12 protein-coding genes are annotated in these 13625 nt (G+C 74.6%); 7 read left to right on the forward strand and 5 right to left on the reverse strand.

Annotated features, from left to right (window positions below; translation table 11 throughout):
- Positions 1–362 precede the first annotated feature (362 nt).
- On the reverse strand, positions 363–1130 hold the full coding sequence (locus UO65_RS08435) for a maleylpyruvate isomerase family mycothiol-dependent enzyme (protein WP_035280335.1): 768 nt from the start codon (positions 1128–1130) through the stop codon (positions 363–365).
- Positions 1127–1549, reverse strand: a complete 423-nt coding sequence (locus UO65_RS08440) for an SAV_6107 family HEPN domain-containing protein (RefSeq protein WP_035280338.1) — start codon at positions 1547–1549, stop codon at positions 1127–1129. Before UO65_RS08440 ends, UO65_RS08435 begins: the two co-directional genes overlap by 4 nt.
- A gap of 221 nt (positions 1550–1770) precedes the next feature.
- On the opposite strand from UO65_RS08440, the gene UO65_RS08445 reads away from it, so the two are divergent.
- Both UO65_RS08445 and UO65_RS08450 read left to right on the forward strand, forming a co-directional pair.
- Complete coding sequence (locus UO65_RS08445) at positions 1771–2292, forward strand: YbaK/EbsC family protein (RefSeq protein ID WP_035280341.1); 522 nt, start codon at positions 1771–1773, stop codon at positions 2290–2292.
- Positions 2289–2858 (forward strand): GNAT family N-acetyltransferase, encoded by a 570-nt coding sequence (locus UO65_RS08450; protein WP_035280343.1) that lies wholly within the window; start codon positions 2289–2291, stop codon positions 2856–2858. Before UO65_RS08445 ends, UO65_RS08450 begins: the two co-directional genes overlap by 4 nt.
- A 192-nt stretch (positions 2859–3050) precedes the next feature.
- Here the strand turns inward: UO65_RS08450 and UO65_RS08455 are convergent, their stop codons facing one another.
- Entirely contained in the window at positions 3051–4724 is a 1674-nt protein-coding gene (locus tag UO65_RS08455) for a DUF885 domain-containing protein (RefSeq protein WP_035280345.1), read from the reverse strand.
- Positions 4725–4824: 100 nt separating this feature from the next.
- On the opposite strand from UO65_RS08455, the gene UO65_RS08460 reads away from it, so the two are divergent.
- Positions 4825–5520: an LppM family (lipo)protein gene (locus UO65_RS08460; protein WP_052020908.1), complete on the forward strand. Its 696-nt coding sequence runs from the start codon at positions 4825–4827 to the stop codon at positions 5518–5520.
- A gap of 9 nt (positions 5521–5529) precedes the next feature.
- Here UO65_RS08460 and UO65_RS08465 read toward each other — a convergent pair whose 3' ends face one another.
- A complete protein-coding gene (locus UO65_RS08465) occupies positions 5530–6414 on the reverse strand; it encodes a methylenetetrahydrofolate reductase (protein ID WP_035280348.1) in 885 nt (294 codons plus the stop codon).
- Between the two features lie 177 nt (positions 6415–6591).
- Between UO65_RS08465 and UO65_RS08470 the strand changes: the two genes are divergently transcribed.
- From UO65_RS08470 to UO65_RS08480, 3 genes are all read left to right on the forward strand, one after another.
- Positions 6592–7680 carry a polyprenyl synthetase family protein gene (locus UO65_RS08470; protein WP_052020910.1) on the forward strand — a complete coding sequence of 363 codons (1089 nt, stop codon included), beginning with the start codon at positions 6592–6594 and terminating at the stop codon, positions 7678–7680.
- A 2-nt stretch (positions 7681–7682) separates the two neighbouring features.
- Positions 7683–9218, forward strand: a complete 1536-nt coding sequence (gene crtI, locus UO65_RS08475) for a phytoene desaturase family protein (RefSeq protein ID WP_035280350.1) — start codon at positions 7683–7685, stop codon at positions 9216–9218.
- A gap of 63 nt (positions 9219–9281) precedes the next feature.
- Positions 9282–10682, forward strand: a complete 1401-nt coding sequence (locus UO65_RS08480) for a hypothetical protein (protein ID WP_152552020.1) — start codon at positions 9282–9284, stop codon at positions 10680–10682.
- Positions 10683–10697: 15 nt separating this feature from the next.
- Here the strand turns inward: UO65_RS08480 and UO65_RS08485 are convergent, their stop codons facing one another.
- Positions 10698–11066 (reverse strand): Rv2175c family DNA-binding protein, encoded by a 369-nt coding sequence (locus UO65_RS08485; RefSeq protein WP_200873342.1) that lies wholly within the window; start codon positions 11064–11066, stop codon positions 10698–10700.
- Positions 11067–11245: 179 nt separating this feature from the next.
- On the opposite strand from UO65_RS08485, the gene UO65_RS34435 reads away from it, so the two are divergent.
- Positions 11246–13483 (forward strand): Stk1 family PASTA domain-containing Ser/Thr kinase, encoded by a 2238-nt coding sequence (locus UO65_RS34435; RefSeq protein WP_233427485.1) that lies wholly within the window; start codon positions 11246–11248, stop codon positions 13481–13483.
- Positions 13484–13625: the final 142 nt, after the last annotated feature.

A 13625-nucleotide genomic window follows, 5' to 3' on the forward strand; every position in this document is an offset into this window, starting at 1 on the left:
CCAGGCAGGCTGTCACATGATCGCCACCCCCGGCCAAACACATCCACCCACCCGAGCAGTTGCTTGGTCGGGCCGCCGGTTCTCGGGGCGGTCGGCTGGCCGAGCGCATCCATCCACCCCGGCATTCGCTCGCTGGGCCGGCGGCTTTCGGGGTGGCCGGTTGGTGACTGCGCCAGTGGCGTTCGGGGGGCTGGTAGCCGGGCCGGTGGTTCCTGGGGTGGTCGGCTGGGCAAGCACATCCACCCAGCCTGGTATTCGCTCGCCAGGCCGCCGGTTTCTTGGATGGCTGGCTGGTTGTTGTTGCTGCGCCAGTGGGAGTGGCGGGTGGCCGCGCGGGCGGTTTTGGGGTGGGCGATCTTGTCCTAGCGGGTTGCCAGGCGCAGCAGGGCCCAGAGTTGGGCCACCGCGTCCATGTCGCCCTGGCGGTGCAGGCCCTGGTCGAAGACCGCTGAGCGGCCCCAGAGCCACAGGTAGAGCGCGGTGGGTTCGGCGGTGACCACGGCGTCGGCGGGCTTGGCGGCTTCGGGTGGGGCCGGGGCGGCGCAGGTTCGGTCCACGCCCATCTCGGCGAGCCAGGAGCGGCCCGCCGCGCGGACCACCACGGTGGCCGCCCGGGTGCCGACGACCCCCAGTTCGGCCAGGCGGCGGGTGAACCAGACGGTGAGCACCTCGTCGATGCCGTCGAGGGCCACCGGCTCGGGGATCGGGTCGTGGCCGCCGCCGTTGGCCGCGCTCTGCACGTCGACGCGGTGGACGGTGGACTCGTGGGCCATCCGGCGTCTCCAGAACAGGTAGTTGTGCTGGTCCGGGTGCCAGGTGGGGCAGGGTTCGCCGGGGGCGTGGGCGGCGAGTTCGCCGAGCAGCGCCCGCAGGCCGTCGCGCAGCCAGTCCTCGACCGCTTCGCCCTGGGCGGGTTCGCGGTCCCAGTTCACCGGGCGTTCCCCGGTGCGGACCCAGGTCAGGACCATCCGCTGGACGCTGCCCAGGTGGCGGGCGGTTTCGCCGACGGTCAGGCCGGGGCAGGCGGGTACCGGCCGGTCGTGGTCGGCCGCGGCGGCGGATGCCGCCAGCAGCAGGGTTTCGGTCTCCAGCACGTCGAGCAGTCGGTCCGCGTCGATCGGTTCCGTCATCGACCGGTGCCGTGCACGGCGCGGTGGACGAGGGCGACGAACTGCCGGGTCTGGCGGAACAGGTCGTCCGCGGCGCGCGGGCCGACCCGGTTGGTGATGCCCGCCTGCACCTCGGCCCGGGTGGCCGAGCAGGAGGCGAAGAACGCCGCCCACTCGCGGAACTCCGGGGCGACCGAGGAGGTCAGCGTCCACACGCTGGTCGGCTTGGCCCGGCCGCGGTGCGGGCGGCCGCGCACGGCCAGCAGCGCCGCGGCGGCGCGCAGCGCGCACAGGTAGGCGTCGGCGAAGCGGTGCGCCGGGTCGGTTTCGGCGGCCACCGCGAGCAGGCCCTGCTCGGCCTGCTTGAGCAGGGCGATCGCCGAGGGCGGGACGGGGGCGGGTGGGGTGGGCGTGACGGGGAAGTCCAGCGTGCTGGTCATCGTGGCCTCCTCGCGGTCGTGCCGACGGGGCGTGGCGCTGCGCCGAGGGGAGCCGGCGGTGTCCGGTGGTGAGGCGCTTCCCCCGCCCCACCACCGAACCGCCTCGAACACGTGTTCGAGTAAGACCAGGATAGCCCCTGGGTGCCGGTGCTTCAAGCGGATCACGGTGTGACCCGCCCACCGGTTGCCCGGCAGGTCACCCGGGGTGGTGGGATGGAGCGGTGAGCACACTCGAACACCCCGCGGTGGCGCGGGTGGTGGCCGCGCTGCGCGCGGCCGGGATGGACGCTGCCGCCGACGGGGTCCGCGTCCTGGACGACGAGGTCCGCACCGCCGCGCTCGCGGCGGCCGCGCTGGGCGTACCGGTGGGGGCCATCGCCAACAGCCTGGTCTTCGCCGCCGCGCACGGCGGTGAGCGGCGGCCGCTGCTGGCGCTGACCTCCGGGGCGCACCGGGCCGACACCGCCCTGCTGGCCGGGCTGGTGGGCGCGGACTCCGTCGGCCGGGCCGACCCCGCGTTCGTGCGCGAGCACACCGGGCAGGCCATCGGCGGCGTCGCCCCGGTCGGGCACCCCGCGGCGCTGACCACCGTCGTCGACACCCACCTGCGGCGGTACCCGGTCGTCTGGGCTGCGGCGGGGCACGCCAAGTCGGTCTTCCCGACCACGTACGACGATCTGGTGACACTCACCGGGGGTGTGGCTGCGGATGTGTCCGGCCAGGAGGATGATCCCTCTTCGTGACCGCCGCTCCGTCCCCCCGTGTCGCCCGGTTCGTGGAGCTGTCCGCCGACGAGCTGCGCGGACGGCTGCGCGAGGCACTCGCGCTCTACGTCGCCGCCATGGACTACCCGAAGGGCACCGCCGAGCAGCGGGCGCCGATGTGGCTGGCGCACATGCTGCGCTCGGGCTGGCGCTGCGTGGCCGCCTTCGACGACGGCGGCGCCATGGCGGGCATCGCCTACGGCTACCTCGGCGCGCCCGGTCAGTGGTGGCACGAGCAGGTGCGCCGCGGGGTCACCGAGCGGCGCGGGGCGGAGGTCGCCGACTCCTGGTTGGACGACTACTTCGAACTGACCGAGCTGCACGTGCGGCCGGACAGACAGGGGCAGGGCACCGGCGCGGAACTGGTGCGGCTGCTGGTGGCGGGGACGGGGAGCGCGCACGTGCTGCTGTCGACGCCGGAGGGGCCGTCGCGGGCGTGGCGGCTCTACCGGCGGCTCGCGTTCACGGACGTGCTGCGCAACTACCAGTTCGCCGGCGATCCGCGGCCGTTCGGGGTGCTGGGCAGGTCGCTCCCGATCGAGTGAACTTGCCCGACCCCTCCCGCCGCTCCGCCTGATTCCTCCCGCCACCCACCCCCTCGTCCCCACCCGGCATCGTCCCCGACTCGGTGGGGCGCGCGCGGCAGGATCGAGGTCGGCGTTCCCCGGAGCGACCCGAGTCGGAAGCGGCCCGCTCCGTGTCGGGGGCGGGCCGCTTCCGGGGTCACGGCGCGGCGGTCACAGGGCGGCGAGGCGCTCGGTGAGGGTGTCCAGGCCCATCGCGCCCATCTCCAGGACTTCCTGGTGGAAGCGCTTGAGGTCGAACTCAGCACCCCGGCGGGCCTTCGCCTCGTCGCGGGCGCGCAGCCAGAGGCGTTCGCCGAGCTTGTAGGTGGGGGCCTGGCCCGGCCAGCCCAGGTAGCGGTCGATCTCGTCGTGGACGTGGGCGGGGTCGGTGATGGTGCGGGTGAGCATGAACTCCAGGCCCAGGTCCGGGGTCCAGCGCTCGCCCTCGTGGAAGCCGGTGCCGCGGGGGATCTCCAGCTTCAGGTGCATGCCGATGTCGACGACCACCCTGGCGGCGCGGAACAGGTGGGCGTCGAGCATCCCCAGCAGGTCGCCGTCATCGTCGAGGTAGCCGAACTCGCGCATGAGGCGTTCGGCGTAGAGGGCCCAGCCCTCGCCGTAGCCGGGGACCCAGGCCAGCAGGCGCTGGAACTTGTTCAGGCTCGCGGCCTGGTTGACCGCGGTGGCGATCTGCAGGTGGTGGCCGGGGGCGCCCTCGTGGTAAACGGTCGTGACCTCGCGCCAGGTGGAGAACTCGGTCCGGTCGGCGGGGACCGACCACCACATCCGGCCCGGCCGCGACCAGTCCTCGGTGGGGCCGTTGTAGTAGGCGCCGACCGGGCCGCCGGGTGGGCTGATCCGGCACTCCAACCGCATCAGCCGGTCCGGGATGTCGAAGTGCACGCCGCGCAGGTCCGACAGCGCCTGGTCGGACAGGCGCTGCATCCACTCCCGCAGCGCGTCCTGGCCGACGACCCGGTAGCGCGGGTCGGCGTCGAGGTGCGCGGCGGCCTCGGCGACCGTGGCACCGGGCTTGATCCGGTTCGCCACCTGTTTCATCTCGGTCTCGATCCGGGTGAACTCCGCCCAGCCCCACTCGTAGGCCTCGGCGAGGTCGATCCGGGCGCCGGTGTAGAGCCGCGACCACAGCCGGTAGCGCTCCTCCCCCACCGCGTCCTCGGTGGGTGCGGCGGCGGCCAGTTCGCCGGTGAGGAAGTCGGCCAGGTCCGCGTACGCCTGCTCGGCGGCGGCCACCCCGGCAGCCAGGTCGGGGCCCGCGTGCTCGCCCGCCCCCTCGGCGAGGGTGCTGAAGTACGACGGTGCGCCGGAACGGCCCGCCCAGCCCCGGCACTGCTCGGCGACCTTGGTGACCTGGCGCAGCGCGGCGACGTCACCGCGGGCGGCGGCGGCGCGCAGCGCGAGCCGGTAGCCCGCGAGGCACTCGGGGACGGCGGCGAGCCGGGTGGCGATGGTGGCCCAGTCCTCGGCGGAGTCGGTGGGCATCAGGTCGAAGACCTCGCGCACGTCCTGGGCCGGGCTGGAGATGACGTTGAGCTGCCAGTCGACGAGGCGGGCCCCGTGCAGTTCGGCGGTGAGGCCGACGCGTTCGGTGAACACCGCCTTCGCGTTGGCCGCGGCCGGGTCGTCGGCGTCGGCGGCCTCCATCTCGGCCAGCGCGGCGGTGGCCAGCGCGCCGAGCGCGGCGACCCCGTCCGGGGAGTAGTCGGGCAGCCGGTGGTCGTGGCCGGGCTGGCCCAGGTAGGTCGCGAGGATCGGGTCCAGCGCGGCCAGCGAGGCGACGTAGGAGTCACTGATCCGGTGCACGTCGTGTGAAGGGGACACCATGCGGCGAACGCTATCCGACCCGCCGCCCGGTGGCCGGGAGGTGGCCGCCGGGGTGGATGCCGGGGCGCGCGGGGGTGGACGGGTACGGCAGGATGGCCCGGTGCCGCACGCCACTTCCCCGTCCCGTGTCCGCCTGCGCAGGTGGGCGGCGCTGATCCCGTTGACCGTGGTGGCGGTGCTGGCGCTGTCGGGGTGCCTGCGGGTGCAGGCGGAGTTCGCGGTGTCGGAGGACGACACGGTCTCCGGTCAGCTCGTGGTGGCCTCGGTGGCGGGCAGGCAGGACGACACGGGCCCGCAGCTCACCGTCGCCCCGGAGCTCAAGGGCAAGGTGCGGACGCAGGTCTACACGCAGGACGGCTACGTCGGGCAGACGGTGCTGTTCCAGGACCTGACCTTCGCCGAGGTGTCCCTGCTGGGCGACACGATCACGGTGGGCAAGCAGTACCGGCTGACGTTCCGCCGGGCCGGGGACCTGGTGACGCTGGCCGGGTCGGTCGACCTGACCGAGGTGCCCGAGGACCGGGCGGACATCCAGCTCAAGATCACCTTCCCGGGCACGGTGGGCCGCACGAACGGCGTCAACGACAACGGCACCGTGAGCTGGAAGCCCAAGCCGGGGGCGGTGTCGGAGTTCAGCGCCACGGCGCAGTACAGCGACTCGTCCGGGGTGTCGTGGACGCAGTGGGTGGTGATGGTGGGCGCGGGCGGCGTGGCGGTGTCGATGATCGTGCTGGGGCTGGCGCTGTTCAGCCACCGCCGCACCCAGCGGCAGCTTGGCACCCCAGCCCAGACCTGAGCGGCCGGGTCAGGCGCGGGTGGGCACCAGTCCCAGTCGGCCGACCACCTCGCGGGTGGCCTTGGACTGGTTGAAGGTGTAGAAGTGCAGGTCGTTCACGCCCTCGGCGAGCAGGCGCTGGCAGGTCTCGGTGATCAGGTCGATGCCCTCGGCGCGGAAGGCCTTGGCGTCCTCGGCGAGCGGTTCCAGCCGGGCCGCGAAGTGCGGGGGCAGCGGCGCGCCGGACAGCTCGACGGTCTTGTAGAGCATCTTCGGCGTGGTCAGCGGCATGATGCCGGGCACGACGATCTTGTCGGTGCCGCGGGCGGCGACCCGGTCGCGCAGCCGCAGGAAGTCCTCCGGCTGGAAGAACAACTGGGCGATGGCGAAGTCCGCGCCCGCGGCGAACTTGCGCATCAGGTTGTCGGTGTCGGCGTCGAGGTCGGTGCAGCCGGGGTGGCCGTAGGGGAAGGCGGCCACGCCGACGCAGAAGTCGCCCAGCTCGCGGACGAGGGCGACCAGCTCGTCGGCGTAGTTGAGGCCGCCGGGGGTGGACACCCAGGGGCCGTTCGGGTCGCCGGGCGGGTCGCCGCGCAGGGCCAGGACGTTGCGGATGCCGTGGGCGGCGTACCAGCCGATGACGTTGCGCAGCTCGGCGACCGTGTGGTCGACGGCGGTCAGGTGCGCCATCGGGACCAGCGTGGTCTCGGTGGCCATCCGGCCGGTGGTGCGGATGGTGCGGTCGCGGCTGGAGCCGCCCGCGCCGTAGGTGACGGAGACGAAGGCGGGGTCCAGGCCCTCCAGTTCGCGGACCGCCTTCCACAGCCGCCGCTCGTCGGCCTCGTCCCTCGGGGGCATGAACTCCACCGAGAAGACCGGCCGGTCGGTGCGCAGCCGCTCCGTCACTGTCGTCATGCGCCAAGGGTAGCGACAGCGCGATCTTCCGGACAGACCTCCTCGGGGGCGTGCGCGCACGAAGCGGACGTCACATCGGGACCCCCCGGTCCGGCGGGACGCGGCCGGGCACCGCACGATAGGGGCGTGCAGGCGGCAGGCAGGACCCCGGTGATCCACGAGCCCATCGACCGGCCCATCGACGAGCCCATCGACGCGGCGGTGGCCGCGCACGTGGAGCGCGCGCTGGCCGACTACCTGGCGGTGCGGCACGCGGGCATGGCAGACCAGGCCCCGTCCTTCGGGTCGGCGGTGGCCTCGCTGGCCGACTTCGTGCTCGGCGGCGGCAAGCGGCTGCGGCCGACCTTCGCCTGGTGGGGGTGGCGCGGGGCGGGCGGTGCGGGCACCGGGGTGGAGGCCGAGGCGGTGCTGCGGGCGGTGAGCGCACTGGAGCTGATCCAGGCGTGCGCGCTGGTCCACGACGACCTGATGGACGCCTCGGCGGTGCGACGCGGCAAGCCGACGGTGCACGTGGAGTTCGCCGCCCGGCACCGCGAGCGCGGCTGGGCCGGTGCGCCGGAGCGGTTCGGCGCGGCCGCGGCGATCCTGCTCGGCGACTTGGCGCTGGCCTGGGCGGACGACATGTTCACCGGGGCCGGGCTGCCCGCGCACCGGCAGGTGGCGGCGCTGCCGCCGTGGCAGGCGATGCGCGCGGAGATGCTGGCCGGGCAGTACCTCGACGTGCTGACCCAGGCGACCGGCGACGAGTCCGGGGAGGCCGCGCTGAGCGTGGCGCGGATGAAGACCGCCGCCTACACCGTGGAGCGCCCGCTGCACCTCGGCGCCGCGCTGGCGGGCGCCCCGGAGCACGTGGTGGCCGGGCTGCGCGCCTTCGGCACCGACATCGGCGTGGCCTTCCAGTTGCGCGACGACCTGCTGGGCATGTTCGGCGACACCGAGGTCACCGGCAAGCCCGCCGGGGACGACCTGCGCGAGGGCAAGCGGACGCTGCTGATGTCCGCGGGCCTGCGCCGGGCGGTGGCCGCGGGCCGCGACGCCGACGCCGAGGCCATGCGGGCCGCCCTGGGCGACGACGCGCTCGACGCCGACGGGGTGGAGCGGGTCCGCGGGCTGCTGCTGGACGTGGGCGCGGTCACCGAGGTGGAGACCAGGATGGCGGAGCTGACCGAGACCGCGCTGACCGCGTTGGAGGCCGTGGAGTTGGCCGACCCGGCGGGCCGGGTGCTGCGGGAGTTGGCCGTGACGGCGACCAGGAGGACCAGCTAGCCATGCGCGGGCGGCGAACGATCCCGGGGCGGACCGACCACGTGGTGGTGGTCGGGGCGGGCCTGTCCGGCCTGTCGGCCGCGCTGCACCTGGCCTCGGCCGGGCGCTCGGTCACGGTGCTGGAGGCGGCGGACGGCCCGGGCGGGCGGGCCCGCCGCGACCGGCTGGGCGGGTACACCGTCGACACCGGGGCCACCGTGCTGACCATGCCGGAGCTGGTGGACGAGGCGCTGGCCGCGGTGGGCACCTCGCTGGCCGCCGAGGTGGACCTGGTGGAGCTGGACCCGGCCTACCGGGCGCACTTCGCCGACGGCAGCACGATCGCGGTGCACACCGACGGCGCCGCGATGGAGGAGGAGGTCCGCCGGGTCGCCGGCCCCGCCGAGGCCGACGGCTACCGGCGGCTGCGGGCGTGGCTGACCCGGATGCACCAGGTGCAGCGCGACCGGTTCATCGGCGCCAACTTCGACTCCCCGTTCGACCTGCTCGGCCTGGACCTGGCGCGGTTGGCCGCGCTGGGCGGCTTCGGGCGGCTGGGTCCGGCGGTGGGGCGCTTCCTGTCCGACGAGCGGCTGCGCAGGCTCTTCACGTTCCAGTCCCTCTACGCCGGGGTGCCGCCCAGCCGGGCGCTGGCGGCGTACGCGGTGATCGCCTACATGGACACCGTCGCGGGCGTGTACTTCCCGCGCGGCGGGGTCGGCGCGGTGGCCGAGGCGATGGCCGCCGCCGCGGGCCGGGCCGGGGTGGCGTTCCGCTACGGCACCGGCGCGGCCTGGCTGGAGCGGGTCGGCGGCCGGGTGGGCGCGGTCCGCACGACCGCCGGTGAGCGCGTGCCGTGCGACGCGGTGGTGGTCACCACCGACCTGCCGGTGGCCTACCGGCTGCTCGGGGTGGCGCCGCGCAGGCCGCTGCCGCTGCGGCACTCGCCGTCGGCGGTGGTCCTGCACACCGGGGTCACCCGGTCCTGGGACATGCTCGACCACCACACGATCCTCTTCGGCGGCGCCTGGGAGCGGACGTTCGAGGAGATCACCCGGCGCGGGGAGCTGATGGCCGACCCGTCGCTGCTGGTGACCCGCCCGACCGCGACCGACCCGGCGATGGCGCCCGAGGGCAGGCAGCAGGTGTCGGTGCTGGCGCCGTGCCCGAACCTGCGGGTGGGCCCGGTCGACTGGGACCGGATCGGCCCGATCTACCGCGACGAGCTGGTGGCCACGCTCCAAGCGCGCGGCCTGACCGGGTTCGGCGACGCGGTGGAGGTGCAGCGGCTGGTGACGCCTGCGGACTGGGCGGCGGCCGGACTGGCCGAGGGCACGCCGTTCTCGCTGGCGCACACGTTCACCCAGACCGGTCCGTTCCGGCCGCGCAACCTGGTGCCGGGGGTGGAGAACGTGGTGCTGGCGGGCAGCGGCACCACCCCGGGGGTGGGCATCCCGCCGGTGTTGATCTCCGGACGACTGGCCGCGCAGCGGGTGGTGGGTAGGCTCCCGGTCGTCGGGCGCGCGGGCGGTCGAGGTGAATCCGTGAGCGGATTGTGAGGCCCGCGGCGGCCTTCGGTGGATAATCCCCGCAAGGGACGGGCAGCAGCAGGGGGTGACCGGTTGTCGAGGCGTGCAGTCGCGGTCTGGGCGGTCTCGGCGGCGGTCGTCGCCTCGGCGTGCTCTCCCGGGGTGAGTGGGACGCCGGTGGCCGCGACCATCGAGCCGCCGACGGCCACCGAGTCGGTGCGCCAGTCGCTGACCGACCTCGGTGAGGCGGCGGTGCTGCGCTACCAGGGCACCATGCAGGCCGCGGGCAACCACAAGGCCACCTTCGACATCACCGCCGCGGGCAGCGGCGAGATGACCGGCACGCTCGGCCTCGACGGGAAGTCGGCGACCGTGCTGGTGGTCGACCGGTCCACCTTCCTCAGGGCCGCGGCCGACTTCTGGGCCACGCTGCCCGGGATCGCCGACGGGCCGAGCAAGGGCGCGGCGGTGGCCGACCGGTGGGTGAAGGTCCCGGCCGGGCTGATCGGCGTGGAACTGGCCGACGTGTTCACCCCGCAGACCCTCGGGCAGAACCTCGCCGAGGGCGTGGAGACCGCGGGCGACCGGCCGCTGACCGACGGCGCCCGGACCAAGGTCGGCGACGTCGAGGTGGTGCGGTCGAAGACCGGCCGGGGCGCGGTGAGCACCACCGCGAAGGCGCCGTACGGGGTGGTCAAGGTCGAGCTGGACAAGGCCGGTGACTCCGACTCCACCAGCGTGCGCGACCTGGTCGCCACGGTGACCGACGGGTCGGCGGGGGTGGCGAAGTTCTACCAGGACTTCGCCGCGGCGGCCCAGCAGGTCACCGCCCCGGTGGACGTGCTGACCACGGTCCAGGAGAGTTCGCACAGCTTCGAGGGGTGCGGGGCGCAGAGCTGCTCGATCGTCGTGCGGTTCACCAACAACAGCAAGCTCGCGGTGAAGGTGTCGGTGCGCGGCACCTGGCAGGGCGACGGCGCGGCGCTGGGCGCGTGCGACGCGGTGACCGGCCCGGTGGCCCCCGGCCAGGGCGGCGGGGCGACCTGCACGCTGGCCACCCCGGAGTGGGTGGGCTTCTTCCAGCGGGCGAACTCGGTGCCGGGCAACCACCCGTACAGCGTGCAGTGGTCCACCCTGGTGCTGGCGGACCCGCCGGACCTGAGCAAGGTCGGCGCGCGAGCCGCGGCCGCGCCCGCCGACCCGCGGGTGCGCAAGACCGAGGGCAGCAACTTCGTCTACTCGATCGGCTACGCCGAGGGCGGCCGGGAGGTCGTCTGGAAGTACGGGGCGGTCGCCACGAAGTTCTGGGCCGAGCACGCCGAGCAGCAGCTCCTGGTGTGCCTGGGCACCACGGGCAAGGTGTGCCTGTCGCGGCTGGTCACCGCGACCGACGACGCGGCGGCGGCGCAGGGCCTGGTCAAGCAGCTCGTCGACGGCTACCGGAACACCGCCAAGGCGTGCCCGGCGGGCCAGTGGGTCGGCTGCGCGGGCTGACGGCGCGGGCCGGGATCAGAAGGCGAGGGCCTGGGCCCGGCGCTTGACCTCCCGGCCGCGGTTGTCCCGCAGCGCCTGGATCGGGCTGCCGGGCAGCGACTCGTCCTCGGTGAACAGCCAGCGCAGCGACTCGTCGGAGTCGTAGCCGGAGTCGTGCAGCACGGTGATGGTGCTGGTCAGGTGCTTGACCACGCCGGTCTCGTCGAGGAAGGCGGCGGGCACCATCAGCACGCCCTTGCGGCGCACCGCGATCAGGTGCCGGTCGCGCAGGGCCTGGTGGACGCGGGTGATCGGCAGGTCGAGGGCTTCGGCGACGTCGGGCAGGGGCAGCAGCTCCACCTCGGCGCCGAGCGCGTCGGCGGAGGCCGCGGGAATCGAACTCACGGGCGCAACGATGCCACACGGCCGCGGCGGCCCGCCGTTGGTCACAGATTCGCGGGCCTGGGCACGCGCCGCCGCGCCCGTCCGTACGATCGGTTCCCGTGGAGGACAAGGGGCCGGGAGTGATCGGTTCGCTGCTGGAGCAGCGCTACCGCGTGGACGCGCTGCTCGCGCGCGGGGGCATGTCCGCGGTCTACCGCGGCCTGGACACCCGGCTGGACCGCCCGGTGGCGATCAAGGTGATGGACCCGCGGTTCGCCGCCGACCCGGCGTTCGTCGAGCGGTTCGAGCGCGAGGCCCGGTCCGCCGCCAAGATCCACCACCCGAACGTGGTGGCCGTGCACGACCAGGGCCTCGACGGCGACAACGTCTACCTGGTGATGGAGCTGGTCACCGGCGCCACCCTGCGCGACCTGCTGGCCGAGCGCGGCGCGCTGCCCGCGCCGCTGGCCGTGGCGATCATGGAGCCGGTGCTGTCCGCGCTGGGCGCGGCGCACCGGGCGGGCCTGATCCACCGGGACGTGAAGCCGGAGAACGTGCTGATCGGCACCGGCGGGGTGGTCAAGGTCGCCGACTTCGGCCTGGTCCGGGCGATCTCCAGCGTGGGCACCACCAAGAGCAGCGTCATCCTCGGCACGGTGTCCTACCTGTCCCCCGAGCAGGTCACGACCGGGGCGGCGACCGCGCGCGGCGACGTGTACTCGGCGGGCATCGTGCTCTACGAGACCCTGACCGGCAACGCCCCGTACCGGGGGGACAACGCGCTGTCGGTGGCCTACCGGCACGTCAACGACGACGTGCCGCCGCCGAGCGCGACCGTGCCGGGCATCCCGCCGATGCTCGACGACCTGGTGGTGCGCTGCACCCGGCGCGAGGCGGGGGCGCGACCGGCGGACGGCGCGGCGTTCCTGATGGAGTTGCAGCACGTGCGCACGGCGCTGAACCTGCCCAGGATGCGGGTGCCGGTCCCGACGCCGATGCCGGACGAGACGATCGCGGTGCCGGACGTGGGCACCACCTCCGGGGTGCTGCCGGTGCCGCCGCGCGGGGCGCCCCCCGAGGTGCACGACGGGCAGGACGTGCTGGAGACGGCCGTGGTGGCGCACGCACCCGGGAGCACAGCGGCGCACGCACCCGGGAGCCCGGTGGCGCCCGTGCCCGGGGGCATGGCGGCACAGGCACCCGGCGGCGCGGTGAACACGCCCGGGCACGGGGTGGCGAGCGCGCCCGGGGGGACCCCGGTCCAGGACCTGGACCCGGAGGCGACGGTGCGGGTGCGGCCGGTGGAGTCACCGGTGGCGAGCGCGCAGGCGATGGCCCCGGGGCAGTCGGCGACCGTGGTGCGGCACGTGCCGAACGGGTTCAGCGCGGCGGGCCCGCAGGGGACCCGGGCGATGCTGCGCTCGGACCTGGAGAAGGTCGTCGAGCACGCCCGGCAGTACCCGCCGGTGGAGTACCCGCCGAGCGGGCCGTTGCCGTACGCCACCGGCCACCCGCCGACCGGGCCGCAGGCGGTTCCCCGGGCGCCCGTGCGCAAGCGGCCGAGGTGGCTGGTCCCGTCGATCGTCGGCGTGGTCGTGCTGGCGCTGGTGGCGACCGGGATCTGGTGGTTCTCCGACGGCCGCTACTCCGAGGTGCCGTCGCTGGTGGGGCAGCAGACCGCGGCGGCGGAACAGGCGGTGCGCGACGCCGGGCTGACCCCGAAGATCGTCACCGTCCGGGACAACCGGGTGGCCGCGGGCCAGGTGATCAGCACGGACCCGGGGGCGGGGGCGCAGGCGCTGCGCGGCGACCAGGTGGAGCTGACGGTGTCGGCGGGCCGCCCGGTGGTGCCGGACGTGCCCGCCGGGTCGACCCCGGAGGCGGCCGAGGCGGCGCTGCGCGACGCCGAGCTGCAACCGCAGCGAGACGACGGCAAGAACGTCTACGACGACAAGGCCCCCAAGGGCACCCTGGTGCGCCTGGAACCCGCGTCGGGCACCGAGGTGGACCTCGGCCAGCGGGTGGTGCTGGTGCTGAGCCGGGGTCCGCAGCCCAAGCAGGTCCCGGACGTGCGCGGCAAAACCCGCGACGAGGCCTTCCAGGCGCTGACCTCGGCGGGCTTCCAGCCCTTCGACGGCCCCGCCGAGTTCAACGGCGACGTGGACAGCGGCCGGGTGATCCGCACCGACCCGGGCCCCGGCACGCAGGTCGAGGCGGACGGGAACAAGCGGGTGTCGGTGGTGGTGTCGAACGCGGTCACCGTCCCGGACCTGAACCAGAAGACGGTCGACGAGGCCACCGCGCTCCTGCGGCCGCTGGGGTTGACCCTGGCGCTGCGCTTCCCGGCGGGCGGTGGCGGGCGGATCTTCACCCAGGAGCCGAACGCGGGCGCGAAGGTCCAGGCGGGCACGACCATCACGGTCTTCGCCTTCGGCTGACGGATCGCGGCGCGGCCCGCTGCGGTGCCCGGCATGGCGCGGCGGTGCTCTGGGTTCAAGCGCCGGTCGTTTGTCGGTGGTGCCCGGCTGGGTGGATGTGTTTGGCCGTGCCTTCGCGAGCCCGGTTGTTTGTGGGGGTGCC

Source organism: Actinokineospora spheciospongiae (assembly GCF_000564855.1).
GTDB lineage: Bacteria > Actinomycetota > Actinomycetes > Mycobacteriales > Pseudonocardiaceae > Actinokineospora > Actinokineospora spheciospongiae.

What these genes read in the sequence shown, in the direction of transcription:
- UO65_RS08435 (WP_035280335.1), bottom strand. Translation starts at nt 1,130, where the DNA reads ATGACGGAACCGATCGACGCGGACCGACTGCTCGACGTGCTGGAGACC.
- UO65_RS08440 (WP_035280338.1), bottom strand. Translation starts at nt 1,549, where the DNA reads ATGACCAGCACGCTGGACTTCCCCGTCACGCCCACCCCACCCGCCCCC.
- UO65_RS08455 (WP_035280345.1), bottom strand. Translation starts at nt 4,724, where the DNA reads ATGGTGTCCCCTTCACACGACGTGCACCGGATCAGTGACTCCTACGTC.
- UO65_RS08465 (WP_035280348.1), bottom strand. Translation starts at nt 6,414, where the DNA reads ATGACGACAGTGACGGAGCGGCTGCGCACCGACCGGCCGGTCTTCTCG.
- crtI (WP_035280350.1), top strand. Translation starts at nt 7,683, where the DNA reads ATGCGCGGGCGGCGAACGATCCCGGGGCGGACCGACCACGTGGTGGTG.
- UO65_RS34435 (WP_233427485.1), top strand. Translation starts at nt 11,246, where the DNA reads ATGTCCGCGGTCTACCGCGGCCTGGACACCCGGCTGGACCGCCCGGTG.